Below are 24340 nucleotides of genomic sequence, written 5' to 3'. Positions count from 1 at the left end.
GACCTCCATCACGGCCGCCACATCCTGCTCCAGCCACTCCACGTCCCAGAGCTCGTCAGGGGTCAACCAGCGAAGCTCGTCGTGGTCCTGGAGCGGCTTGGGCGCGAGCGAGCCGGGGAGAAGACGAACGGTCCACACCTGGAGGGCGTACGGCGACCTCAGAGGCCACTCGCCCGGAACCCGCGCAAGCACCTCCGCCTCGACCCCGAGCTCCTCCCGAAGCTCCCGCACGAGCGCCGCCTCGGAAGTCTCCCCGGTCTCCACCTTCCCCCCGGGCAACTCCCACCGCCCGGCCAACTCCGCAGGCGCACTGCGACGCGCGGCAAGGAGACACCCGTCACTCAGCACGGCGGCTCCCACCACCACGATCCGTTCGGTCATGCGCCGGAGCCTACGGGAGCCCCACGGGCGCACCCACACGCGTCACTTCGAGCCGTTCTGCCCGATCCGCTCGACCCAGTAGAGCTGCTTGTGCCCACGGCCGTCGAGGCTGTCCGCGATCTTCTGGGCCTCGGCCCTCGTCGCATACCTGCCGACGCGGTAGCGATTGCCGTTGTCGTCCTGTCGTATGACGAGCCAGGGAAGTGTGATGGTGCCGTCGTTCATCGCGCCCCTCCGCTCCCCGCCCCCGGCTCGCGTCCTGCCCCGCCACATAAGGAAACCGCAATCCGCATATGCCCGAGCCTACGCCTAACCTTCACGCAGCGAATACGGCTTTTCACAAAGAGGTATGCGCGGGATGCCCGAGAGGTACGCAATCGGCCAGCACCGAGGGGGCGCATCCTCACGGACACGCCCCCTCATCCCCCTCGGGCTCCCACCGACAGCGCAGAGACCGCTCCTATCACCCCCCGGGAGAACGACCGGATTCCACCGCACCGCCCGCCAACCGGCAGCCGGTTGCCGGTTGCCGGTTGCCAACCCCATGACTTGGGTCGGTTGCCGGCAACCGACCCAAGTCATGGACGGCGGCTACGGCTATTTCACCGGCAGGTGATAGGCGATCCGGTACCGGTCCGCCGGCACCACCACGTCCGCCGTCTCAACCGGCCGCCCCGACGCGTAGTACGTCCGCTGGATGACGACCACCACATGCCCGGGCACGCCCCCCAGCGCCGACAGCTCCTCTGCGAGGCCGGGACGGGCGCCCACCTCCTCCGTGACGTTGTCCACGATCACGTCGATGGCGGCCATGCGCTCGACGACACCCATGCCGCCCAGGGGACCTTCCTCGGGAAGCATCACCGGTGTGCGGCCCGTGACGGCGAGGGGCTCCCAGGAGGTGGAGAGCATCATCGCCTCGCCCGCGTCCCGGAAGACGTACTTCGTGCACATCACGCGGTCGCCGGCCTGGAGGCCGAGCCGCTCGGCGATGGCACCGCTCGCCTCGGCCTGAGCGCTGTGCGACTCCCACGTACCGCGCGCGGAGACGTCGGCCTGCTCCTGGCGGAACGGCGTCGCCCCGCTGTCCGGCCGGTACCCGGAGCGGGCGACGCGGCGCGGCACCGGACGTTCGCGCACATACGTCCCGGACCCGGAGCGGCCCTCGACCAGACCCTCGGCCATCAGGACCTTGCGGGCCTCGAGCGCGACCGTGTCCGAGACGCCGTACTCCTCGCGGATTCTTGCCTGTGACGGGAGCCGTGTGTGCGGTGGCAGCGATCCGTCGACGATCTTCTTGCGAAGATCACCTGCGACGCGCAGATACGCCGGCTGCTCACCGAATGTCACTGGCCACTCCCGTCAGGTTGTACAGACAGCTACAGGGTGGCAACCGTGGGTTGTGCCAGGCAAGCGAAGGCCAGAGAATCACTCGATGTGATGACTTGCGGCCGCTCAAGGCTTTACGCAGGCACTTTCTCCCCACTACGGCCGCCGTCACACCTCTGCGCCGGTGCCTCCTGAGCCGCCTCCCGTACCGGCGCCCTCACCGCCGTCGTCCTCGTACGCCTCCGGCGGCGTCGAGGCGAGGCCCAGAGCCTTGCGCGTGGTGACCGTCGTCTTGGCGTCGGTGAGTTCCAGCGCCTTGTCGTAGTGCTCGTAGAAGACGTCCGCGTCGGCGGCCTTCGCCGCTGCCGTCCACTCCCCCTGCGCCTTGTCCAGGTCCTTGACCAGCGCGGCGACCGGCTCCTTCGCGTCGGCGGGCCAGTCGTGGCCGCGCAGCATTCCGAGCTGTTCGGTGATGGCGGCCGAGACCCTGGTCGCCCACTCCCTGTGGCCGGGCAGGTCGTCCTCGACGTACTCCTCCTCGGGCGCCGAGTCCATGGCCTCGTTGAGGACCTGGGCCGCCTTCAGATAGGTGAGCTGGTCGGCGTCGAGGGTCGTCTCGTCCTGGCGCAGCGAGCCGGTCAGGCTGCCCTTCTCGTCCACGTTGCCGAACAGGCAGCTGATCTCGCGGTCACCGAGGCTCCAGCTGTCCCGGGTCGGTGTGAAGTAGTAGATGTCGACGTTGTCCGGGATGGCCCAGGTGTCCATGGCGTAGGCGTACTGGAGCGTGTAGCACTTCTCGTCGGCCGCCTCGGTGATCTCGCTGTCGCCGGGGTAACTGCCGCTCGCCATCCTGAAGTTCGCGAAGACCTCGCCGTCGTGCTCCTCGTCGCAGGACACCGTGTCGACGTCGTACGCCATGCCTTCCAGCGAGCCGCCCGGCGTATCGAAGCACTCGCCCTCGTCCACGGAGAAGGTGGCGCCGTTCTCGCTCGCCTCGCGCGCCCCCTCCTGGAAGCCGTCCCAGAACTCGGCCGCTCCGCCGGTGGCGAGCGCGAGCGCGAGGATCGCGGCGCCGATGCCCGACAGGATCATCCCGGCGATCGCCATGCCCTTGCCGCGCTCGCCCTTCCTCCTGATCTGCGCAAGCGCGAAGAATCCGAGGATCAGGCCGACCAGGGGGAGGAAGCACAGGATGCCGAGCACGAGTGCGGCGATGGCCAGGCCGTTGACCGGGGCCGGGCTGTTGTACGGGGAGTAGCCCTGCCCCCAGGGCTGGTAGCCGTACGGACCCGGTCCCGGACCCGGACCTTGCGGCCCGCCCGGGTACGCGCCGTACGGGCCCTGCGGCTGGCCCGGCGGCGGGTACGGCCCCTGGGGTTGCCCCTGAGGCTGCCCCTGCGGGTGCTGGGGCCCGGAGGGCGGGGGTATCTCCACTAGTACCGTGCTCCTCGTCCGAGTGCTGTGTCCGGGTGACGTGTCCGGGTGGTGCGGAACTGACGTACGACAGGGCGCATCGTAAGCGCGGCCCGGACAGCGACGGAACACAGGGAACGATCCCGACGATTCGGTCGGCGGCTCTATTTCTTCGCCCCCGCCGCCCCTACCCTCCCCCACTCTCGGCTTCGCTCGAGCGGGGGGACCCCCACCGTCCCTTTCGGGGGCCAGCCCCCGAACCCCCGCTCCTCAAACGCCGGAGAGGCTGATTTCAGCCCGTCCGGCGTTTGAGGACGAGGCCGTTCAGGCCGATGCGGGGGTCTGGGGGCGGCAGCCCCAAGGGACGGGACGGGTAGGGGCGGCGGGGGCGAAACCCAACGCACCTCGCCCCCGCGGCAGCCCAGGTCGAGGACCCGAAGCCGTGCCACGAGGGCGAGGAGAAGGACTACCTACGAACCGCTACCGCCGACGCCACGTAACCGTCGGTCGGATCAGAACTGCAGCCCCCAGGAGTTGATGTACCCGGTGTCGAGGGAAGCGTTGTCACTCACCCGCAGCGTCCACGTCCCGTTGGCGACCTCGGACGAGGCGTTCACCGTGTACGTGGTGTTGATGTTGTCCGTGGAGCCACCGGTCCCGTACGCCTTCAGCGTGTAGGCCGTCCCGTCGGGAGCGATCAACTGGACCTGAAGGTCACCGATGTAGGTGTGGACGATGTTCACGGGCACGCTCAACGCGGCGGGCGCGTTGCCGGTGACGCCGCTCACCGTGACAGGCGAGTTCGCGGTGGAGTTGTCGGCGATCGCGTAGTCCGCGGTGTTCTCGAAGAGATCACCCGTGGGCGGCGGAGTCGTACCGCCGCCACCGACCTTCAGCAGACGGTTGGGCGAGCCCGTACCAGGGCTGGTGACGACCCCGGTGGTGGCGGAGTTGACCAGCGCGGTCTGGACGGCGGCCGGCGTCGCGGTCGGGTTGTCGGCCAGATAGAGCGCGGCGGCCCCGGCGACATGCGGGGTCGCCATCGACGTACCGGAGATGGTGTTGGTCGCGGTGTCGCCCGTGCCCCAGGCGGAGGTGATGGAGGAGCCGGGGGCGAAGAGGTCGAGGACCGTGCCGTAGTTGGAGTAGCTGGCCTTGGCGTCGGTGCTGGTGGTGGCGCCGACGGTGATGGCCTCGGTGACGCGGGCGGGTGAGCGGGTCGAGGCGTTCGTCGTCTCGTTGCCGGCCGCTACGGCGTAGGCGACACCGGAGGCGATGGAGTTGCGTACGGCGGTGTCGATCGCCGTGTCGACGGTCCCGCCGAGGCTCATGTTGGCGACGGCCGGCTTGACGGCGTTGGTCGTCACCCAGTCGATGCCCGCGACGACCTGGGCGGTGGTCCCCGAGCCCGCGTTGTTGAGGACCCGGACACCGACGATCTTCGCCTTCTTGGCGACGCCGTACGACGCCCCGGCGATCGTGCCCGCGACGTGCGTGCCGTGGCCGTGGCCGTCCTGGGCGGTGTTGTCGTTGTCGACGGCGTCGTAGCCGTAGGAGGCCCGGCCGCCGAATTCGGCGTGTGTGATGCGGACACCGGTGTCGATGACGTAGGCGGTGACGCCCTCGCCGGCGGTGTCGTCGTAGGTGTAGCTCTGGTTGAGCGGGAGGGCCGTCTGGTCGATGCGGTCCAGACCCCAGGAGGGCGGGTTGGGCTGGGTCGTCTCGATGGAGAACACGCGGTTCTGGACGACGGAGGCGACGGCCGGGTCGGCGGCGAACCTCTTCGCCTCGGCCTCGGTGGCCTCGACGGCGTAACCGTTCAGCGCCTTCTTGTACGTACGCTCGATCGTGGCGCCGTACTCCTTCGCGAGGGCCCTGCCCTCCGCCGAGCCGGACTTCGCGGCGTCCGCGTGGAGCATCACGATGTAGCTGTTCGCGATCGTGTCGGGCGCGCCGGCGTACTGGATCCGGCCTTCGGGGCCCGCGGCGGCCTGCGCCGGGAGGGCGGAGACGAGACCGGCGACGAGGGCCGCCGTACCGATGCCCGCGATACCGGTGAGTCGGCTGATACCGGTGAATCCGGCGATACCGGCGAGTCTTCGCCGGGCATGACGCATCACTGCCATCTGAGGATCCTCCTCAATCGGTGGTGCGCTGGTGGTGGGGGGTGGTGCGGTCGTACGCACAGGAAGACGTCAGGGTCATGTCAACGAACTGGCCGGTTCGCCCTGCGCTCAGCCGAAAGATTGCGGCTTCCACAGGAATTGCACAAGAGTCCTGCACAGACGTAACGCAGGTGCCATATGCCAGTCATGACACTCCGTCACCAATCGGTGCATCTAACCTGCCGACATGACTCCCTTGCCGGATTGTTTCTGCCCGGTGGACGGCACGCGCGTCCCCATGGGTTCGCTCGCGTGGTGCTGTCCGGTCTGCCGCGGCCCGCTCGACCTGGACTTCGCGCCCACGCCCGCCTCTCTCAAGTCCCTGGCGGGCAGGGTGAATTCACTCTGGCGGTACGCGGAGTGCCTGCCCCTGTCGTCCCCGTCGGTGTCGCTCGGCGAGGGCCGCACCCCGCTGGTCCCGCTCAAGGACGGCGTCTCGGCCAAGCTGGACTTCCTGATGCCGACGCTCTCCTTCAAGGACCGCGGGGCCGTCCTGCTCGCCGAACTGGCCCTGCGGCTGCGGCCGGGCCGGGTCGTCGCGGACAGCAGCGGCAACGCGGGCACGGCGGTCGCCGCTTACTGCGCCAGGGCCCAACTGCCCTGCACGGTCTACGTACCCGACGGCACCTCCGCGAAGAAGCTGGAGCAGATCGGGGCGCACGGGGCCCGCCTCGAAGTCGTCCCGGGCGACCGGGAGGCGGCCGCGCGGGCGGCCCGGGAGGCGGCGGACGAGGACGGCACGTTCTACGCCTCGCATGTCTTCAACCCGTACTTCCTGCACGGCACGAAGACGTACGTCCACGAGCTGTGGGAGGACCTCGGCGGGCGGCTCCCCGACGTGATCGTCGTCCCCGTCGGCAACGGCACGCTCCTGCTCGGCGCGTCCCTCGCGATCGCCGAGCTGCACGCGGCGGGAATGATCGACCGCCGGCCCGCCCTGTACGCGGTCCAGTCCGCCGCCGTCGCCCCGCTCGCCCACGCCTGGCACGAGGGCGCCGACGACCTGGTCGGGGTCACCCCGGCGGCCCCCACGTTCGCCGAGGGCATCGCCATCCCCCGGCCGCCCCGGGCCCGGCAGATCCTGCGCGCGGTCCGGGAGTCCGGCGGCACCTTCCTCACCGTCACGGAGGACCAACTCCGCCACGCCCAGAGAGACCTGGCCTCCCAGGGCCTGTACGTGGAGTCGACGGGGGTGGCGTGCTGGGCGGCTGTACGGGATGGGGCGCTGGGCGCCCGTACGGCTGTCGTCCCGCTGTGCGGCGCCGGCTTGAAAACGGGCCTCGCACATTCGTAGGGGCTTCGGGTCGTGACTCCAGTGCGAGTGAGTGGGGGCTGGTCGCGCAGTTCCCCGCGCCCCTGAAAAACGGGGCTGCGCCCCCGTCTTTCATCTTTTAGGGGCGCGGGGAACTGCGCGCTCAGCCCCCACTCACCCGCACACGAAGATCAACCTCCGGCCCCCTGGATCACCCCGCAGCCAACCGCTCCTGCTCCTCCTCCACAATCCGCCGAGCAGTCGTCCCGTCCGACACATCAACCGCATCCGGCGTCGCCTCGGCGACATCGCTGCGCCGGGCATACGCGTCGAAGAGACGGGACTTGCTCTCCAGGATCCGCAACAGCCGGTCGTCCACGCTGTCCGTGGCGAGCAGCCGGTGCACCTGGACGGAGCGGACCTGACCCATGCGGTGGGCGCGGGCGACGGCCTGGTGCTCCAGGGTCGGCTTGACCTGCGGCTCGCAGAGGATCACGACGGACGCCGCCTGGAGGTTGAGTCCGACACCGCCGGCCTCGATCTGACAGAGCAGCACGGCGTGCCCGGGCGCGGACGTGAACTCGTCGACGAGCTGCTGTCGCCGGGTGGCGGGCACCCCACCGGCCAGCGGCCCCAACACCCCTTCGCCGACGGCCTGTTGGACGGTGGCGAGGACGTCCCGGAAGTAGGAGAAGACGACCACCTTCAGGTCGTTCACGGCAGCCTCCGCGACGAGCTCGCGCAGCCGCTGGAGCTTCGCCGACTTCTCGGCGTCCGCGTACGCGGCTCTGCGCATCGCCATGAAGTTCCCGGCGGCGACCGCCTCGCGGTAGGCGTCCTGGTCGGCGGCGCTGAACTCCTCCCACTCGTCGACCTGGACGAGCGCGGGCAGCTCGGTGAGCACGTCCTGCTGGTTGCGCCGCAGATAGGCGGGGGCGACGGATCTGCGGAACGTGTGCGGTCCCGCGACGGCGTCGCTGCCCTGGATCTTCGGCACCAGCTCGGGCTGGAGGTAGCGGACGAGGGTGCGGAACTCCTCGACGCGGTTCTCCATCGGCGTACCCGTGAGGAACAGGACGCGCTCGCACCGGTCGGTCCAGCGCGCGACGGCCCGGGAGCGACGGGCGTCGGGGTTCTTGACGTAGTGGGCCTCGTCGACGACGAGCGCGACGGGGGCGGCGGCGATCCCGGCCTGGCCCCTCGCACCCCGCGCGCCCTTCGCCGGGTCCGGGTCCGGCAGGCTGTGCAGCACGTCGAAGGTGGTGACCGCGACGCCGCCTCGCTCGCGCCACTCGGCGTACGCGTCCTGCCGGTCGGGTCCGTGCACGGGCACCGCGCGCAGGGTGCTGCGGGAGCGGATCTCGCGCGTCCAGTTGATCAGTACGCTCGCCGGGCACACCACCAGGAAGTGCTTGTGACCGTCGGCTGCGAGATGCGCGAGCACGGCGATGGCCTGGACGGTCTTGCCGAGCCCCATCTCGTCGCCGAGGACCACCCGGCGCTGGGCGAGCGCGAACCGCGCACCGAAGGACTGGTACCCGCGGAGCGAGACCCGCCGGTGCGTGTCGTCGAGCCCCTGCGCGTGCACCCGGTCCGCGACCTCGGCGGGCAGGAACCCCTCGGCGGCCTCGACGTCGGGCGCGCTCCCGGCGATCTCGGCGAGCTGGCTGTAGTACTCCGGGGACCGCAGCTCGAAGTCCACCCACGCCTCGGCGTCGGACGCGGACTCCCGCAGCAGGTCGGTGGATGCCTGCGTGAGCAGCATCGGTACGCCCTTGGCAACGGCGTCGCCCGTCAGCGCACGGAGTTCCGCGACGGCGGCGAGGGCGCTCTCACGCCTGGCCCTGCCCGTGAGGGCCATCCGCAGCCGCCCGGTGGCCGGACGGGCCGCCTCCAGAAGCGTCCTGAACCTGCGGTCGAGCTCCGTGGCGGCGTCCACGGCCCGGCGCAGTTCGGGTCCGGCCTCGACGAGCCGGCGCAGCGCGATGACGAGGGCGGTGGTCCGCGGTTCGGGGTGGTCGACGTCGATCCGTACGGACACGGTCTCCTCGACCGCGCGGGCGATCTGCCGGGCGGCGGCGAGCGCCTGGTCGGCGGTCTGGGCTCCGACGCCCGGTATCTGCCGCAGCTCGTACCGGCTCGCGTCGAACACGGCGCGCACCGATCCGAGCCCCGCCGCCTCAAGGGCCCCGAGCCTGAGCCGCCCCTCGGTGACGTCCTTCAGGCGCGAGACCGGGATGCCCTCAAGCTCCTGGGCGACCAGCTCGGCGAGGACCGGCGCGAGGGCCGTACGCACCTGACCGACGGCCCGGGCGTGATCGTCGAGCACTCCTCGCGCGAGCCCGCGCAGCCGCTCGCCCCGCCCGACGACCGTACGGGTCTTCCGCCCCACCGGTACGGGGCTGTCGACCGCCCCCTCACCCTCCGCCATGACGCCCCTCGTGTGCCGTACGCCGCGATGAGCGGACATCCTTCCACGGGGGACCGACAGCCGGGCCGGACGACGGGCGGGCCGATCACCCGCCCGGTCCGCCGAGGCACCTCGGCTATGCGCGGGCCTCGCGAGGACGGCGGAACACGAACGCCGAGGCCACCCCGCCGATGAGGCCGAAGAGATGCCCCTGCCAGCTGACTCCGGCCGTCGTCGGCAGTACGCCCCACAGGATCGAGCCGTAGACCGCGCCGACGACGAGCCCTGTGACCACGTCACCGATCCGGCGGTCCACGAAGCCGCGGACCAGCAGATAGCCGAAGAGACCGAAGACGACGCCCGACGCGCCCGCGGTTATGGAGTGTTCGGACGCGGTGAGCCAGACGCCCAGGCCGCTGACGAGGATCGTCACGGTGACGACGGCGAGGAAGCGGCGGATCCCGGACAGCGCGGCCAGGAAGCCGAGGAGCAGCAACGGCACACTGTTCGCGGCGAGATGGTCCCAGCCGAAGTGCACGAAGGCGGCGGGCACGATGTCCCGCAGCTCGCCGAACTCGCGCGGCGTGATGCCGAACGTGTCCAGGGCGTGGCCGGTCGCCACGTCGACGGCTTCGAGCACCCAGAGCAGGGCGACCCAGCCGCCCACCAGCAGGGCCGCGTTCTTGACCCGCTCACCGCGCGATGCCGGAGCGGGAACTGCCACGCCGTACGGCCCGTACGCCATGAGAACCTCCTGGCTTTCCTCGTGTACTCCTCAACGCACGGAAGGCTCCGCCCGGTTCCCACCCATGGCCGGGCGAAGCGGAATCACGGTGACCACTCTCGGTCTCGTACTTTTTACGCATTGTGAGCGGGCGCCCATGGCCCTCACTGTGATCTGCCATGGACAACGGATCACAGGCCCGGGAGACGCGCCTGGTCGAGCTGGTCGTGCCCGGTATCGGTCCGGTGGACCGCACGGAGGCGCTGGAGCCACCGGTCGTCCACCGGATCAGCGGGGACGAGGCCGCCGGCTGGTACGGAGCGGTGGAGGAGGACGACGCCAGGCCCCTCGTCGAACGGCAGGTGTACGACTGGAACCGGCTCACGATCGGCGGCGCGGGCCGGGCGATGTGGCTGCTCCTGCTGCCCTTTCTGCTGATCAACCTGGTGACGTGGATGCAGCCCCGGCTGCCGCGGCACAGCAGGGTGTCGGGCTGGCTGTACGACTTCGGGGCCCGGCTGCTCGGACTGTCGCTGACGGTGATGCTGGTGGGCGTGTTCGGGCAGGCCGCCATGGACCAGGTCGTGTGGCAGTGCGGGGCGCCCGCGCACTCCGCCTGCGGTGCGGAGAACCCGTTGGTCGGGGCGGCACGGGACGTGGGCACGGGAATCGGGCTGACGCTCGCGGCCGTGGTGCCGCTGCTCGTCGGAGCGGTGATGGCGTTCAGCGCGCGGGACGCCAAGAAGGAGTACCGGCCGGTCCTGAAGACCGTGGAGGGCGAGGAGTACCGGCGCCTGGACCGGGAGGACAAGCGGCAGGCCCGGGAGACCGGCAAGGTGCGGCGGCCGCTGGAGGTGCGCGGCTTCTGGGAGTACAACTGGCGGGCCGAGGGCCTCACTTCACAGCATCGGTGTGCGGGACTGCTCACTGTCGCGATGCTGGTGATCGTGCCGGGGCTCCAGTACGACCTGCGCCGGGACGGCACGGTCGTCGGGCTGGTGCTGTTCGTGCTGATTCTGGTGCTGGCGGCGCTGATGGTCGCCGACGGGCCCTGGTTCAGAAGTGTGGCCTGGTCGAGGCGGTGGCTGCCCAATCACCGGCGCACCACCCTCGGCGTGTGTCTCGGCGTGACGGTCTCCGCCATGCTCTACTGCGCGCTCCCCGAGCGGAACTGGCGCGCGGCGCGCGGAAGTTCCCGGATGCTGCCGGGAATGGGCGAGGAGGCCAACGACGTCGTGATCGCCCAGGGCGTCGGCGTGCTGTTGATGGTCGTCGCCTGTCTGGTGATGTGCCTCAGGGACCGCGACCGTGCCGGACGGACGTCCCTGTACGGGCTGTTGGGGCCCGTGGTCGCGGTGATGGCGTGCTTCATCGGGTGGCTCTATACGGCGGCGTTCTCCCTGTGGGTACAGGGCTGGCTCACCCCGGACGGCGATCCGTACGCCACCGAACTCCCGAGGGCGGTGCGGGTGATCGCCGCGGCCTTCCCGCTGGTGGTGGTGCTGGGCGGGCTCGCGGCCGGGGCCAACGCCCTGTGGAAACTGTGGAAGCGCAGGCCGGCGGCCGCGGCACATCCGGCGGAGGAGAAGGAGGACAGGAGGCACCGCAGCGAGATCAACTGGGCCCGGAACGTGGGAGAGGACGGCCTGAACTGGTACGACCAGGGCCTCGCCGCGCTGGCCTCCCTCATCGTGGCCCTGGTCCTCACCCTGTACCTGGCGAACTGGGTGGGCGACGGTTCCCTGACGACGAGCGTCCGCCGGACCACGAACGACACGGTCAAGCAGCTCACCACCCTCGGCGCCCTCGCCCTGATCGCCCTCGTGGCGGTCGCCGTGCTCGCCGTACGGGCCGTCGCGCTCCGCCCCGAGATGCGCAGGAACACGGGCATCGCCTGGGCCTTCGGCGTGTTCTGGCCGCGCGCCGCGCACCCTTTCGCCCCGGCGGCCTGGACCGTACGGACCGTGCCCGAACTCGTGCACCGCATCGAGCATCTGCTCGACTCCGACAGCCGTACGCGGATACTGCTGCACGCGCAGTCCATGGGGTCGGTGATCGCCGTGGCCGCGCTGTGGCAGATTCCGCCCGAACTGCGTCCACGGATCGGCCTGTTGACCACGGGAAGCCCGATCGGCGCCGTGTTCGCACGCCACTACCCCGGCTATGTCACGGCCGAGTCCCTCGACGCCCTGGTCCACAACGAGGACGACGGCGACGGCGAGGACGACGGCGCCCCGGACAGGACTCGCCTGCTCAGGACATGGGTCAACATCCACCGCGAGACCGACGTACTGGCCGGCCCGACCCATGTCGGCGGCGTGGACCGGGAGTGGAAGGACGGGGTGGCGCCGATGGACCCCGACACCGGGCGGTCGCATGCCCGCACCCGCGCCCAGCCCGTCTTCTGGCCCCTGGAGCGGCACAACGGATACCGCCGGGACCCCAGGATCGCGGCGGTCCGCAGAGCCATCCTCGACACCCTCGCCGAGCCGGCCCCTCCCCCGTCCACTCCCCCGACGCCACCTGCTCCACGCCGGCCCACGCCCTCACCCGCGCCCTCACCCTGACCGGCACCCGCGCCGGCGCGAAGGGGGCCGCCCCCTGACCGGACCGGCCCCGTTTGAGGCCCGCGGGGCCCCGTGCCGAGGCCGCCGCCCCGGAATCCCGGGTGGCGCCGAACGAGTGGACTCGCCGGAACGATTACCGGACCGGGGACCTCCGCCAGGGGTCCGGATGGTGACGTTGCCGTCCGAGCCACTGACCTGGAAGAGACGCCCCCACATGCGACGTACCCCCTCCCGCCGGCTGTTCACCGCGGCGCTCCTCGTGGCGTCGGTGCTGGCGCCGATGACAGCGATTCCGGCCACGGCGGTCAACGCTGCGGGCGTCGACCGGCACGGCGGCGGCCCGTACGACGGCAACCGGCACTGCGGCGCCCCGCACGGCGCCGGCCCGCACGGTGTCAACGGGCGCGGCGGCGACCGGCACGACAAGGACGAGTGCCCGTCGAACGGTCTCGGTCCCAAGCTGACCGCCCGGCTGGACAAGGCCATCGCGGACGTCCGCCGGAAGGCCGACATCCCCGGTGTCATCGTCGGACTGTGGATGCCGGGCAAGGGAAGCTACGTACGCGCGACCGGGGTCGCCGACACCGCCACCGGCCGGCCGATGACCACCGACCCGTACATGCGGATCGGCAGCGAGACCAAGACCTTCACGGTCACCGCGCTGCTCCAGCTCGTCGACGACGGACGGATCCGCCTGGACGACCCGATCTCCAAGTACATCCATGGAGTGCCGGGCGGGAAGCGGATCACGCTGCGTCATCTCGCCGAGATGCGCAGCGGCCTGTTCCCGTACAGCGCCGACGCGGATTTCGAGCGCGATCTGCTGAGCGACCCGGGCCGCTCGTTCACCCCGCGGGAGGTGCTCGCGTACGGCTTCAAGCACAAGAACACCTTCAAGCCGGGGAAGCAGTTCCAGTACTCCAACAGCAACCTCGTCCTCCTCGGCCTGGTGATCGAGAAGGTCAGCGGTCACAACCTCGTCGACTTCATCGACAAGCGGGTGCTCCGCCCGGCCCGACTGCGCGACACGCTGTTCCCCCTGGACGCCGAGTTCCCCGAGCCGCACCCGCGCGGCTACACCAACCAGACGCTGAGCGGCGAGGTCGAGGACTCCACGGACTGGAACCCCAGCTGGGGCTGGGCGGCCGGGGCGATGATCTCGAACCTGCACGACCTGCGCCGCTGGGCCAAGATCGTCGCCACCGGGACGCTGCTCAGCCCGCAGACCCAGAAGGAGCGGCTCAAGACCCTGCCGACCGGTTTCCCCGGCACGAACTACGGCCTCGGCATCTTCGAGTCCGACGGCTGGATCGGCCACAACGGCTCCATCCCCGGATACGAGAGCGTGACCGTCTACCTGCCGTCGAAGAAGGCCACCCTGGTGGTCCTCCTCAACACGGACATCTCCTACGAGGGCAAGGAGCCGTCCTCGGTCCTCGCCCAGAAGATCACCGAAATCGTGACCCCGAAGAACATCTACGACCGCCCGGTCCCGCCGCGCTAGCACTCCACGTCAGTACGGCACGTCAGCACTGCACGTCATTACTGCACACCCGTACTCCACGCCCGTACGAGGTCCTCGGGCCCCCAGTGCGCGGTGAGCGGCAGGCCATCGGACACCCCACAGCGGGAGACCGCGACCAGTGGGGTGTCCGTCGTGGTTCCGGGGACGGCGAGCATGTCGCGTACCAGGGGTCGTAGTCATGGCGGCCGAAGGGCTGCGTCTCCAGCCACTTCACCGACCCGACGAAGTGCACCTGCCGGGCCACCGGCGCGCGGTCCGCCCCGACGAGATCGATCTCGGGGTTGTTCTGGCGGTTCCACCAACCGCCGATGGCCTCGGTCCCGGGCCACTCGTCGTTGGGCATCAGACGCAGCAGGGACTCGCGGACGAGCGGCTCGACCGCCCGCCCGCGCCAAGTGGTCCAGGACCGCTCGATGCGTTCGAGCGCCAGGTCGCCTCGGCCGCGCTCGATGAGCGGGATCGCGCGTGCCAGGAAGGCCGGCCAGAACCGTAGATACGGGTCGGCGATCCGGTAGCGCTTGTTCTTGCTGTCCGACTTGGCGGACAGGGGGAGGTCGGCGGCCAGGGCCCGCTCGGCCTGCAGCGTGGCCAGCAGCGGGGAGAGCGTGCCGGACGGCAGTGCGCCGGCGCCGCCGGCCTGGGCCGCGATGGCGCTGAACGTACGCTCACCGCTGCCGACCGCTTCCAGTACGGCCCGCGAGTGCGAGGCCTCGGGAAACTCACCCAGCAGGGACAGCTCGCCGGCCACCAGCAGGGGCGAGAGCGGATTGGCGACCGAGGCCCGCAGAAAGTCCGTACGTCCCATACCCGGCCGCCACGACTGCACGATCTCGGGGAACCCGCCGGTGATCAACTGGGCGTCGACGGCCCCGGCCGCGTCGAGCTCGGTCATGGCCCGCACATCGGCGAGGTTCAGCGGCTGGACGGTCATCCTCGCCGCCCGCCCGAAGAACGGTCGCCCGTACGACTGCAACGCCTCCATCACCGACGTGTCGCTGCCGACCAGCACCAGAAGCACGGGCTTGGCGGACAGGTGCCGGTCCCAGACGGTCTGAAGCGCACCCTCGAACTCCTGATCCTGCTCGACCAGCCAGGGCACCTCGTCGATCACCGCGATGCTGGGCGAGTCGTCGGGCACCGCGACCGCCAGCGAACGCAGGGCCTGGTTCCAGTCCTGCGCCTGAAGCCCGGCGACCAGCTCCGCCCCCGGCAGCAACGACTGCGCGAGGGTCGCGGCGAAGTCCGCACGCTCCGTCACAGGGTTACGCCCCCGGGTCGCCTGAAACACCACATACGGCGCCGCCGACCGATCACAAGAGCCGGGCCCCGTCTGAGCTGGGAGTTCGCCGGGCCCTCAACGTGGAGCCGCCTCAACCGCTCACTTGTTGAAGTGGAACGCCACCACTCACAGCGGCCAGGCGGTCAGCAAATCGCCGGGGCCGTAGGTGGCATCGAGGCCCGGGCAGTCGACGCCGCTGCGCGAGACCGCCACGACCGGAACGGGTTCGTCGGTGAGCGCGGCCCGGTGTCGATGGAGGGCGGCCAAGTCGTGCCGGTCGAAGGGCGACTGCTCCAGCCACTTGATGGAGCCGACGAAGAGCAGTTCCTTGGCAATGGGTGCGCGATCCGCCCCGACGACATCGATCTCGACGTCGTTGGTACGGGTCCAGTAGCCACCCACTGCAGGGGCCGCAGGCAGCGTCTCATCGGGCAATATCCGCGCCAGGGCCTCGCGGACAAGGGGCTCGACGGCTCGGCCGCGCCAGCTGGTCCAGTTCTCCCGAATGCGCGCCAAGGTCAGGTCGCCCCGCCCACGCTCGATCTCCTCCATGGACGGGCCGAGCAGGTGCAGCCAAAACCGCAGGTAGGGATCTGTCACTCGGTAGCGGCGATCCTTCGACGGACGCAGCGATACAGGCAGCTCCCCAGCGACGATCCGTTTGCCTGCAAGCAGCTCCAGAGCTCGTTGCAGTGGCGTGGCCCCGATCCCGCCGGCTGCCCGGGCGATGCTGGTGAAGGTCCGCTCACCGCTGCCGATGGCCGCCAGCACCGTACGCGCCTGAGCCTGCGGAGGGAATTCGGCAGCCAGCGAGCGCTCGGCCGACACCAGCAGGGCCGAGACCGGATCACTCAGCGCCTCGCCGAGGAAGTCCCACAACCCTGCGCCTCGCGGCCACTCCGCACAGATCAGCGGCAGCCCGCCGGTGACCAGCGCGGCGTCGAAGGCTTCCGCCGGTTCCAACCCGAGCATGTGCCCCACCTCGGCGGGGTTCAGCGGCCCGAGCACCATCTCCCGGCCGCGCTGATGGAACGGGCGTCCGTAGCTGTTCAGGGCCTCCATCATCGACAGATCGGAACCAATGAGGACCAGCAGCACCGGCTTGGTCTCCAGCACCCGATCCCAGGCCCGTTGCAGCATCCCCTCAAAGGCGCCATCGGCATCCATCAAGCACGGCACCTCATCGATGACCAGCACGCTCACCCGGTCGGCAGGCAGCGCCGCGGCCAGCACATCGAACGCGGCGTCCCAGCTCTCCGGCCGCGCGGCAGCCACCAGCCCCGCCAGCGGAAGCGTCGATGCCCGGGCGTCCCGGGCCAGCCGTGCCAGATCATCCCTGGGGGATGCACCGGTCGCCGCATAGAACAAGAAGGGCGCTCCGGAGCGCTCCGCAAACCGCTCGACCAGTCGCGACTTGCCCACCCGCCGCCGCCCACGCAACATCACGCACCGACCGGGCCGCTCCCCGCCGGCCCCTGCCGCCACCTTCTGCAGCTCTCGCTCCAGCGTCGCCAGCTCCTGCCGACGCCCCACAAACTCCACCACGCCTGCCGACCTCCGCACACGAGACTAACAATAACGTTAGTAACGTCAATGTTAGCATCATTGCCACGCAAGGTAACGACTCAACCACCCGCCAAGCGGGACGCAGGCCCGTACAGCCGCCGAGCGGCCGTCCGGCATCCCGGCGCCATCCTGCGGGGACAACGCCCGCGAGGTACCAGGACGCTCACCGGCCAGGGGAAGCTCGGCATGCAAGATCAGACACTTCCCAGCCCTTCCGCTACCTTCCGGGAAACCAGCGGGCGGCACATCGTCAGTGGGGACGCGACGTGATGGCAGCGTGGTGAGCAGAAGCTCTTCGCTCAACCGTCGTTTGCCCGAGCCAGAGGCCGTGTACTGGAGGGTCACGAGCCGCTTGCTTATGTACCAGGCGCGGATCCCCAGCAGCCGCCTGCCCTCGGGGCTTGGTGTCATCCGATCAGCCTTGTACAGCAGCCAGTTGGCGGTGAGCTCTGGATCGTGGTCGTACGAGAGGATCCAGCGGAATCGGCAGGCAGTGCGCAGGTGACGCGCAAGGCGGTAGTGAGCCAGGCCCTCCTCCCAGGCCTGCCCCACGATCCCCTCGGAGCTTGCGGCGTAGCCTCCGGCCGGGTCGAAAGACAGGGCGTACAGGCGTGGAGGCTTGGCCAGGTACGGCGGGTCAAGGCAGGCAACAACGCGGTCAGGCAGCAGCATCGGGTACCACTCGGCGACGTCCTGCAGCGTGGCGGACCAGTCTTTGCACCAGACATCGGCGATGTGACCGTCATCGTAGAGTCGGCCGACATACCGAAGCCGCTGGGCAAGGCTCTCCTTGTTTAAGCGGCAGTCGATGCGGTAGCGGCCGCTCTGCGTCCGAACGCCGATGGGGCCGGCACGGCCGTGCGGAATGCCTGAGAAGGTTGTCCGGTTGAGGAAAAGACACTTCACTGCCGCTTCCTCGCGTGTCAATTGCGCGGTGGGCTGTTGACGCCAGTACTCCCAGCGATCCAGAGTCACCGGCTCGCCGTACATCCGGTCGATGAGCCATTCGGTGTCGGCGGCGGCCGTCTGCCAGAACGCTGCGACCAGGGGGTCGGCATCGGCGAGCAGGACACGGGTGACGCTGCCGGCGCCGACCAGACGCAGCGCGGTGGAGGCTCCGCCGGCGAAGGGCTCGACCAGTAGCTCTGGACGTCCCAGGCTGTTACTCGCCTCGTCGACGAGGGCCTTGATGTGGCGTCCCAGCCCGGATTTCGCACCTGGATAGCGCAGCGGGGACTGGTAGCGGGCAGCAGCCAAGGGGTGCGTGGGGGCTTCAGTGATCTCCACGAGACGTCGGGGCGGAGCGGGGGCGGCCTCTGCGGTCATGGCGGCCGGTCGCATCAGCGCCGGAGTCAGCCGCTGATCGTGCGACGGCGAGGGCATCATGATTCGTGGGTTCGAGGTCGCACGCGCTCAGCTGTGGCCGAGACGTTGATGCCGAGCTTGCGACGTGCGACCAGGCGAAGCACATCGGTGCCGACCCCGATCGGATAGGCCGCGGTGCCGTGGGCCAGGGCAACGGGAACAAGGCCGTCCCGGAACAGGGACGAGCCGGTGCGGTCGATGACGTCGAGAACGACAGGCAAGGTGGGATAGGAAACCGGCAGAGGCTGTCCACCATGGTCGTCGTACGGTTCGCCCTCGGGCGGCGGCAGAGTGACGACGAGGCGCGTCCGTCCACACTCCGGTAGATGAACTTGCGCCCCCAGTAGGTTTCGGCGCCATAGGCGCGAGGGTTGTCCGCCTGGGTCACAACCGAGATGACCTTCTCGTCCACGGTCAGCAGATCCCCTGGCGTGAGCACATCGTGGCGGGCCAGGGCACGGGCGTAGTCAGCCATGGGACCGGTCTTCTCGACGCCGCAGACGTACGGGCCTCCGTGCGGCGACGTGGCAGTCATCGCCTGGAAATACGCCAGTGCGCGGGCGCGCAGCTTCGCGGACGGCCCGTACATGGCGAGCGGACCATCGAGGATGAACAGGGTAGTGGGCAGGAGATCGGCGCGTGCCTGGTCCCACGGCAAGGTCGACAGGCCGACCAGGACGAGGAGTTCCACGGTCTGCATCAGGCGGCCGAGGGCAGCCTGGTTGTTTCCTTCTTCGAGCACCTCGTCGTGCAGGCGGAGGACGTCGGTCGGGTAGAGGCGCATGCCGCACTCAGGGCAGGCGGTGCCGCGGCGGCCCACAGAGATCCTGCGCGAAGGGCAGCTGCTGCGGGGGCAGTTGACCGGGACTGACGATGCTGGATGCGCCGGGGTTCCATGGAGCAGAAAGAGGAGGTCGAGCAGGCTCTGGTCGAGTCGGTTGACCTCGACACGCTTCGCAGCGAAGAGCCGGTCGACTGCCTCGCGCCAGGACTGCTGGATCGAGATTCCCTCGCGGGTGTACGCGCCGGCAGTCGGCAGGTCGAGGGAGACCAGAGCGGTATTCACTGCCTCGTGCAGCGCCACAGGATCGACAAAGCGTTCACGGCGCTGAGCTTCGACAGCATCGAGATCAACGTAAGCGGCTGCCGCTTGTATGTATCCGTACCTCACCGAGGGCAGTCCGTCGCGCACCGGGACGGCCATCTGCGAGCCGTCGATGGCGATGACCGAGGACAGGTGCTCCGCTCCTTCAGAACGTGCGATGTGCTTGCGCGGGACGACACGCGAGGCGAGCCAATCGACGTCGCGGATGTGCTCTGCCGGTACATGAAAGACGGCACGGTCGGCTGCGGCTCGCAGAGCCGTCGGCGGAAGAGCGGCAACATAGCGGCGGATCGCCGGTTACCGAAACCGGTGATCGGCCGAATACTTGTAGCTCCACCGCCACTCACTGACCAACCGCCGAAAAGCAGAAAGCGAACCAGGGGAAATCACACCGCCACAAGCCGGACCCGCTCGCCGCAGAGCTTGGCCATGTCGTCGATATCAGAAGTCAGCATGACCACGGGTCGGTGCTGTCGCAGCGCGGCCTCGGCGACCGCCGCATCGATCGCGTATTTATGCCCGTGCAACCCGGCATTCATCAGCAACTTCGAGGCCGCCCTCGCCTCCTCGTCGCCCACCGGGACGACCCGCAGCCCGGACAGCACCCAGTTCAGGCGGGACTTGTTCGTACGGGCATGGACGGCCTCGATAATGGTGAGCGCACTGATCGCAACCTCCATGCCGCGCGAGCGCGCCTCAGCGATCAGAGCCACCACCTGCTCGTCGTCGCCGAGCAGCTTCGAGAGTCCCTCGCTGTCGAGGACCAGCGTCCCCTCGCGACTCAGCCTGCGGCGGGCCACTCGGCCTCCTCGGCGAACACCTCGTCGAAGACCTGCCGCGCCCGCTGACGGGCCGGCTCGGAGACCGGCCCCTTGCGGCTCTCGTAGTCCGCAAGGTACTCGTCCAGAACCTGCCCGCGCAGCTCACGCTCGACCGCCTCGGCGATGAACGCGGAGAACTCCCGCTTGCCCACCCGCGCCCGGATTGCCTCCGCGGTCCCCTCCGGCAGCGACAGGCTCACCCGCGTCGCCGGGCCTTCCCCGATGCTGTACGTCGTCTCACCCATACCCCGAGTGTGTCAAACGAGTAGGAAAAGTGCCACGCCCGAATCCTCGTGGCATCCCAGGCTCGTGAAGAAGACGTGTGGATGAAACCTCTCCCGCCCACCCTGCGCACCCTGCGCACCGAACAGATCTGCCCAAGACCCAGCACGGGCTTCTCATCCCATCCCAACACGATCCCAGCACGGTACGGATGACCAGGGATGACGACAGGTGACGAGGGGTCAGCCATCCCAGCACGGGAAAAAACCAAGGGCCCGACCCCGAAGAGTCGGACCCTCTCTGACCTGCATGTTCGCCAGATCAGCGACGTGGTGATAGGCCTGCCGCTACACGTTGAACCTGAACTCCACCACAAGCCGCTCACCTGCGGAAATGCGCCCACATCCCAGCACCGTAGCGCGGGACTGGGGCCGAAAAATTCAAATGCTCGCACGAGGCTACCCCGGAGGTGCGGACACCGTCGTCAAGGACAGAGTTTGCTGCTGCCCATCGTCCACCCGGGCAAGGGCCCCGTGAGGTACGGCGAGCTGACCTCCACGACGAGCGCCTCGCCCAGCGGGAGGCCGTCGCGGCGATCATCGGGAACACGTCCGCAGCAGCCCGACGGGAGCCATCGCCGACCAATCTCAGTGACTCTCGTGTCGGGTGGGCTCTGTGGCCGACGGCTGTGTAGCTGCCCAACTGGCGAGGAGCTTGAGTCGGTCTTCGGGAGAGGTGCCGGGCTCGGCGGTGCGCGACGAAGGCGAGGACCCTGCCCAGGCCCTTGCGAATGAACTCGCCCGTCATGCGGGAGTTCTCACCGCCGCGGTCCAACAGCACCGGCCCCGGTCGTGCATCTTCCGGCACCACGGAAGCGGTACTAGCGTCGTCGGGGCACCGGCCCACCGCACCGTTCCATGGGGGACGCCATGCTCCAGACACGGGAACTCCTCGGCAGCGTCACCACCGCAAGCCCCCTCGGCGACGAAGTCCTCGCCCGGGCCGTGGACGTGCTCGGCGACTGCGAGGAGGCCACCACCGCATGCGCGGCGGGCATGCTCGCCGAGAAGGACGCCGACGAACTGCGCGCCGCGATCAGCCAGGACCTGGACTGCGCCGGCGTCACCATGGCGACCCGTCGGGTGCTCACCCGCGGCAGCAGCCACGACGCCGCGCTCCTGACCGCACAGGTCGAGGCGTGTCTGGTCGCCTGCCGTCGCAGCCACGACATGTGCTCACAGCACGCTGACCACCACGAGCACTGCCGCATCTGCGCGAACGCGACCGAACGTGCCGCCGACGCCTGCAGGGAGATACTCGCCGCCGTACGGTCATGACTCCCGGTCGGCCTGCAGGGGGTGTTCCATCGCGTACCCCGCCCACTCCATGAGTCGTCCGGCAGTCGCGGCCAGTTCCCGCCAACTGGCATGGTTCTTCTCATGTGTTGGGCCAGTTTCACGATAGTCCAGCCCCGGGCATCGTTGACGTACCGGACCGTCCGGCGCGGCGGAAGTGACGAGGTGGCACAGATGGCTGACGTGAGCCCGGAACCGATCGCGACCTTCTGCGGGGAGTGCGACTGCGGTTGTCCCCAGCTCTTCCTGGAGCCTGGTGCGCCCGAGGACAAGCGGGTGCGCATCACCGACGACTTCGGGCAGCAGGTGCAGATGAGCGAGGAGCAGTTCGCAGACCTCGTCGCCCAGGCCAAGGCCGGCGCCCTGGACCGGCTGACCGTCGCAGCGGTCTGAGGCCGGTACGGCGCCCGTGAACGACGACACCCTGACACTCGGCGTCCTCCTCTTCGAGGACGCCGAGGAACTCGACGTCGCCGGTCCCTGGGAGGTTCTGGGGTTCTGGGCCGCCCACATCGCGTCCCGTCCGGTCCGGCTCCTGACCGTCGGGCCCCGGAAGGGAGTGGTGCGGTGCGCCAAGGGACTCGGCCTCGTCGCGGACCATGACCTGACCTCGGCACCGCCGCTCGATCTGCTGATCCATCCCGGAGGGGACGGCACCCGCGCCCTGGTGAAGGACGAATCGCACCTGTCCCGCCTGCGGGAACTGCACCGGCAGGGAACCGTCCTGGCGAGCGTGTGCACAGGGTCGCTGGTCCTCGCGGCGGCCGGACTGCTGGCGGGCCGAGCGGCCACCACCCACCGGGGCTACCTCGACAAGCTCGCGAAGATCGACGGCTCAATCGATGTACGCGCCGAGGAGCGGTACGTCGACGACGGCGACATCGTCACCTCCGCCGGTGTGTCGGCCGGGATCGACATGGCGCTGCACCTGGTCTGCCGACTCGACGGGATCGAGGCGAGCGAGCAGACCCGGCAGGGAATCCAGTACGAAGCGCCCGGAACCCGCTGAGCCCGAGCCACCCGGCTGGTGATGGTGTGTCACCGGTCGGCGGGCTCGGCCTCCCGGTCGGCAGCGAGTGGCTGGGCCGCGTATGTGATGCGGACGATGCCGTCGGCATGCCGCTCCGTACCGCCCCGTACGCCGAAGACATCGTGCAGGAGGTCCGGTGTCAGGACCTCCAGTACGGGTCCTGCCGCGACCACCGCGCCCTCGTGGAGCACGACGAGGTGGTCGCAGAGCCGGGCGGCGAGGTCGAGGTCGTGCAGGACCGCCAGGGTGGTGATCCCGGTGCTGCGGATCAGGTCCAGGAGCTCGAACCGGGCACGGATGTCCAGGTGGTTGGTGACTTCGTCCAGGACCAGGAGCTGCGGCCGCTGGGCGAGGGCGCGGGCCAGCAGGACGCGTTGGCGTTCGCCGCCGGACAGGGTGGCGTAATCCCGGTCCGTGAAAGGTGCGACGCCGCAGCGGTCGACTGCTTCCGCCACGGCCTGGTGGTCCTCGGCGCCGTCCCGGCCCATCAGCCCGTGGTGGGGCGTGCGTCCCAGAGCGACGATCTCGGTCACGGTCAGGCCGGTGGTGGTGCCGGCGTCCTGGAGGACGGCCGCGGTGCGGCGGGCGGCGGTGCGCGGGGACAGCTCCCACACGTCGTCGTCTCCCACCCTGACCACGCCGCCGGCCGGGCGCAGAGAGCGGTAGACCGTGCGGAGCAGGGTGGACTTGCCGCTGCCGTTGGGGCCCACGAGCCCGACGATGTCCCCCTTGGTGGCCTCCAGGTTCACAGCGCGGAGGATCGGCGTGTGGTCCAGGGTGACGTGGAGCTGGTCGACGGTCAGTTTCATACGGTGTCCGGCCCTCGTCGCGGCTTCAGCGGCTTCATACGGTGTCCAGGCCCTTGTTGCGGCGTAGCAGCCACAGGAAGAAGGGGGCGCCGAGCAGGGCGGTGAGGATGCCCAGCGGCAGTTCGTTGGGGCGGTTGACGGTTCGGGAGAGCAGGTCGACGAGGACGAGGTAGATGGCGCCCAGGAGCGCGGTCAGGGGCAGCAGTCTGCGGTGGTCGGCGCCGGTGGTGAGGCGGACCAGGTGGGGGATCATCAGGCCGACGAAGCCGACGCCGCCTGCGACGGAGATGACGGTGCCGGTGAGCAGCGCGCTGATGACCAGCAGGACGGCCCGCAGCCGGTTGACGTCCACACCGAGCGCGGTGGCGGACTCGTCGCCGGCCAGCAGGGCGTTGAGCCGCCGTCCGAACAGGGTCAGCACGACGGTGCTCGCCAGGACCACCACGGTGACGGTGGGCAGTTGGTCCCACTGGGCACCGGCGACGCTGCCGAGCATCCAGAACATGACGGTCCGCAGTTCGGTGGGCGTCGCCAGCAGCTGAACGAAGCTGGTCATCGACAGCAGGACGTAGCCGACCGCGACGCCGGCCAGCACCAGCCGGGTCGGGGCCAGCCGGCCCCGTCTCTGGCCCAGCGCGAAGACCAGGGCCCCGGCCGCGAGGGCACCGACGAACGCCGCGCCGGACACACCGAGACCTGCCAGACCGCCGAGCGCGGCACCACCGAGTGTGATGACGAGCACGGCGCCCAGCGAGGCGCCGTAGGAGAAGCCGAGGACGATCGGGTCGGCGAGCGGGTTGGAGACCAGGGTCTGGAGCACCGCCCCGGCAACGGCCAGTCCCGCGCCCACCAGGGCGGCCAGGGCGACGCGGGGTGCCCGGAAGGTCCACACGATCTGGTCCAGCGCCGGGTCCTCGGTCGCTCCCCGGCCGGTGAGGTGGTGCAGGAGGATTCTCCACACGTCGGCCACCGGGATGTTGACCGCGCCGATGCTCACCGCCACCACCATGACGGCCACGAGG

At 69.8% G+C, this 24340-nt stretch carries 21 protein-coding genes; 6 read left to right on the top strand and 15 right to left on the bottom strand.

Annotated features, from left to right (window positions below; all coding sequences use genetic code 11):
• The 5 genes from O3Q52_RS05760 to O3Q52_RS05740 all read right to left on the bottom strand — a co-directional run.
• Positions 1–381 (bottom strand): (deoxy)nucleoside triphosphate pyrophosphohydrolase (locus O3Q52_RS05760; RefSeq protein ID WP_269647698.1); only part of this gene is annotated, 381 nt, incomplete at its 3' end.
• Between the two features lie 42 nt (positions 382–423).
• Positions 424–606 carry an SPOR domain-containing protein gene (locus tag O3Q52_RS05755; RefSeq protein ID WP_269647697.1) on the bottom strand — a complete coding sequence of 61 codons (183 nt, stop codon included), beginning with the start codon at positions 604–606 and terminating at the stop codon, positions 424–426.
• 372 nt (positions 607–978) lie between these two features.
• Positions 979–1731, bottom strand: coding sequence for a GntR family transcriptional regulator (locus tag O3Q52_RS05750; RefSeq protein WP_055618616.1), 753 nt, complete (start codon positions 1729–1731; stop codon positions 979–981).
• A gap of 147 nt (positions 1732–1878) precedes the next feature.
• Positions 1879–3144 carry a DUF4190 domain-containing protein gene (locus tag O3Q52_RS05745; protein WP_269647696.1) on the bottom strand — a complete coding sequence of 422 codons (1266 nt, stop codon included), beginning with the start codon at positions 3142–3144 and terminating at the stop codon, positions 1879–1881.
• A gap of 491 nt (positions 3145–3635) precedes the next feature.
• Positions 3636–5249 carry a S8 family peptidase gene (locus O3Q52_RS05740; protein WP_269647695.1) on the bottom strand — a complete coding sequence of 538 codons (1614 nt, stop codon included), beginning with the start codon at positions 5247–5249 and terminating at the stop codon, positions 3636–3638.
• Positions 5250–5475: 226 nt separating this feature from the next.
• Between O3Q52_RS05740 and O3Q52_RS05735 the strand changes: the two genes are divergently transcribed.
• Complete coding sequence (locus tag O3Q52_RS05735; protein ID WP_269647694.1) at positions 5476–6582, top strand: threonine synthase; 1107 nt, start codon at positions 5476–5478, stop codon at positions 6580–6582.
• Positions 6583–6751: 169 nt separating this feature from the next.
• On the opposite strand, the gene O3Q52_RS05730 is transcribed toward O3Q52_RS05735, so the two are convergent.
• The gene (locus O3Q52_RS05730) at positions 6752–8971 is read right to left on the bottom strand and encodes a DEAD/DEAH box helicase (protein ID WP_269647704.1); all 2220 of its coding nucleotides are present in this window, start codon (positions 8969–8971) and stop codon (positions 6752–6754) included.
• Between the two features lie 115 nt (positions 8972–9086).
• Complete coding sequence (locus tag O3Q52_RS05725; protein WP_269647693.1) at positions 9087–9695, bottom strand: rhomboid family intramembrane serine protease; 609 nt, start codon at positions 9693–9695, stop codon at positions 9087–9089.
• A 158-nt stretch (positions 9696–9853) separates the two neighbouring features.
• Between O3Q52_RS05725 and O3Q52_RS05720 the strand changes: the two genes are divergently transcribed.
• Both O3Q52_RS05720 and O3Q52_RS05715 read left to right on the top strand, forming a co-directional pair.
• Complete coding sequence (locus O3Q52_RS05720) at positions 9854–12241, top strand: hypothetical protein (RefSeq protein WP_269647692.1); 2388 nt, start codon at positions 9854–9856, stop codon at positions 12239–12241.
• 214 nt (positions 12242–12455) lie between these two features.
• A complete protein-coding gene (locus O3Q52_RS05715; RefSeq protein ID WP_269647691.1) occupies positions 12456–13745 on the top strand; it encodes a serine hydrolase in 1290 nt (429 codons plus the stop codon).
• Positions 13746–13767: 22 nt separating this feature from the next.
• Here the strand turns inward: O3Q52_RS05715 and O3Q52_RS05710 are convergent, their stop codons facing one another.
• The 6 genes from O3Q52_RS05710 to O3Q52_RS05685 all read right to left on the bottom strand — a co-directional run bounded on the left by O3Q52_RS05710 (position 13768) and on the right by O3Q52_RS05685 (position 20147).
• A complete protein-coding gene (locus O3Q52_RS05710; protein WP_269647690.1) occupies positions 13768–15024 on the bottom strand; it encodes a DUF234 domain-containing protein in 1257 nt (418 codons plus the stop codon).
• A gap of 147 nt (positions 15025–15171) precedes the next feature.
• A complete protein-coding gene (locus tag O3Q52_RS05705; protein WP_269647689.1) occupies positions 15172–16590 on the bottom strand; it encodes a DUF234 domain-containing protein in 1419 nt (472 codons plus the stop codon).
• Positions 16591–16647: 57 nt separating this feature from the next.
• Positions 16648–17898: a DNA adenine methylase gene (locus tag O3Q52_RS05700; protein WP_269647688.1), complete on the bottom strand. Its 1251-nt coding sequence runs from the start codon at positions 17896–17898 to the stop codon at positions 16648–16650.
• Positions 17885–19180 (bottom strand): hypothetical protein, encoded by a 1296-nt coding sequence (locus O3Q52_RS05695; protein ID WP_269647687.1) that lies wholly within the window; start codon positions 19178–19180, stop codon positions 17885–17887. Before O3Q52_RS05695 ends, O3Q52_RS05700 begins: the two co-directional genes overlap by 14 nt.
• Before the next feature lie 287 nt (positions 19181–19467).
• Complete coding sequence (locus O3Q52_RS05690; RefSeq protein ID WP_269647686.1) at positions 19468–19881, bottom strand: DNA-binding protein; 414 nt, start codon at positions 19879–19881, stop codon at positions 19468–19470.
• The gene (locus O3Q52_RS05685) at positions 19863–20147 is read right to left on the bottom strand and encodes a hypothetical protein (RefSeq protein WP_093721254.1); all 285 of its coding nucleotides are present in this window, start codon (positions 20145–20147) and stop codon (positions 19863–19865) included. The genes O3Q52_RS05690 and O3Q52_RS05685 overlap by 19 nt, the downstream gene beginning before the upstream one ends.
• Positions 20148–21053: 906 nt before the next feature.
• Here O3Q52_RS05685 and O3Q52_RS05680 point away from each other — a divergent pair.
• The 3 genes from O3Q52_RS05680 to O3Q52_RS05670 all read left to right on the top strand — a co-directional run bounded on the left by O3Q52_RS05680 (position 21054) and on the right by O3Q52_RS05670 (position 22488).
• The gene (locus O3Q52_RS05680) at positions 21054–21461 is read left to right on the top strand and encodes a hypothetical protein (RefSeq protein ID WP_269647685.1); all 408 of its coding nucleotides are present in this window, start codon (positions 21054–21056) and stop codon (positions 21459–21461) included.
• A 192-nt stretch (positions 21462–21653) separates the two neighbouring features.
• Positions 21654–21872: a hypothetical protein gene (locus O3Q52_RS05675; RefSeq protein WP_269647684.1), complete on the top strand. Its 219-nt coding sequence runs from the start codon at positions 21654–21656 to the stop codon at positions 21870–21872.
• A gap of 16 nt (positions 21873–21888) precedes the next feature.
• On the top strand, positions 21889–22488 hold the full coding sequence (locus O3Q52_RS05670; protein ID WP_269647683.1) for a DJ-1/PfpI family protein: 600 nt from the start codon (positions 21889–21891) through the stop codon (positions 22486–22488).
• Positions 22489–22517: 29 nt separating this feature from the next.
• On the opposite strand, the gene O3Q52_RS05665 is transcribed toward O3Q52_RS05670, so the two are convergent.
• The gene (locus O3Q52_RS05665) at positions 22518–23318 is read right to left on the bottom strand and encodes an ABC transporter ATP-binding protein (RefSeq protein WP_269647682.1); all 801 of its coding nucleotides are present in this window, start codon (positions 23316–23318) and stop codon (positions 22518–22520) included.
• A gap of 34 nt (positions 23319–23352) precedes the next feature.
• Positions 23353–24327, bottom strand: a complete 975-nt coding sequence (locus O3Q52_RS05660; RefSeq protein WP_269647703.1) for an iron ABC transporter permease — start codon at positions 24325–24327, stop codon at positions 23353–23355.
• Between the last annotated feature and the right edge of the window lie 13 nt (positions 24328–24340).

The sequence above is a fragment of the Streptomyces sp. ActVer genome (genome assembly GCF_027270795.1).
Classification (GTDB): Bacteria; Actinomycetota; Actinomycetes; order Streptomycetales; family Streptomycetaceae; genus Streptomyces; species Streptomyces umbrinus_A.
This window is presented reverse-complemented; position numbering and strand designations above follow the sequence as displayed.

Excerpts from the sequence above, each read along its gene's own strand:
- O3Q52_RS05695 (WP_269647687.1), bottom strand. The coding sequence starts at position 19,180 with ATGGCCGTCCCGGTGCGCGACGGACTGCCCTCGGTGAGGTACGGATAC.
- O3Q52_RS05740 (WP_269647695.1), bottom strand. The coding sequence starts at position 5,249 with ATGGCAGTGATGCGTCATGCCCGGCGAAGACTCGCCGGTATCGCCGGA.
- O3Q52_RS05680 (WP_269647685.1), top strand. The coding sequence starts at position 21,054 with ATGCTCCAGACACGGGAACTCCTCGGCAGCGTCACCACCGCAAGCCCC.
- O3Q52_RS05685 (WP_093721254.1), bottom strand. The coding sequence starts at position 20,147 with ATGGGTGAGACGACGTACAGCATCGGGGAAGGCCCGGCGACGCGGGTG.
- O3Q52_RS05660 (WP_269647703.1), bottom strand. The coding sequence starts at position 24,327 with ATGGTGGTGGCGGTGAGCATCGGCGCGGTCAACATCCCGGTGGCCGAC.
- O3Q52_RS05725 (WP_269647693.1), bottom strand. The coding sequence starts at position 9,695 with ATGGCGTACGGGCCGTACGGCGTGGCAGTTCCCGCTCCGGCATCGCGC.
- O3Q52_RS05675 (WP_269647684.1), top strand. The coding sequence starts at position 21,654 with ATGGCTGACGTGAGCCCGGAACCGATCGCGACCTTCTGCGGGGAGTGC.
- O3Q52_RS05715 (WP_269647691.1), top strand. The coding sequence starts at position 12,456 with ATGCGACGTACCCCCTCCCGCCGGCTGTTCACCGCGGCGCTCCTCGTG.
- O3Q52_RS05735 (WP_269647694.1), top strand. The coding sequence starts at position 5,476 with ATGACTCCCTTGCCGGATTGTTTCTGCCCGGTGGACGGCACGCGCGTC.
- O3Q52_RS05720 (WP_269647692.1), top strand. The coding sequence starts at position 9,854 with ATGGACAACGGATCACAGGCCCGGGAGACGCGCCTGGTCGAGCTGGTC.
- O3Q52_RS05665 (WP_269647682.1), bottom strand. The coding sequence starts at position 23,318 with ATGAAACTGACCGTCGACCAGCTCCACGTCACCCTGGACCACACGCCG.
- O3Q52_RS05730 (WP_269647704.1), bottom strand. The coding sequence starts at position 8,971 with ATGGCGGAGGGTGAGGGGGCGGTCGACAGCCCCGTACCGGTGGGGCGG.
- O3Q52_RS05755 (WP_269647697.1), bottom strand. The coding sequence starts at position 606 with ATGAACGACGGCACCATCACACTTCCCTGGCTCGTCATACGACAGGAC.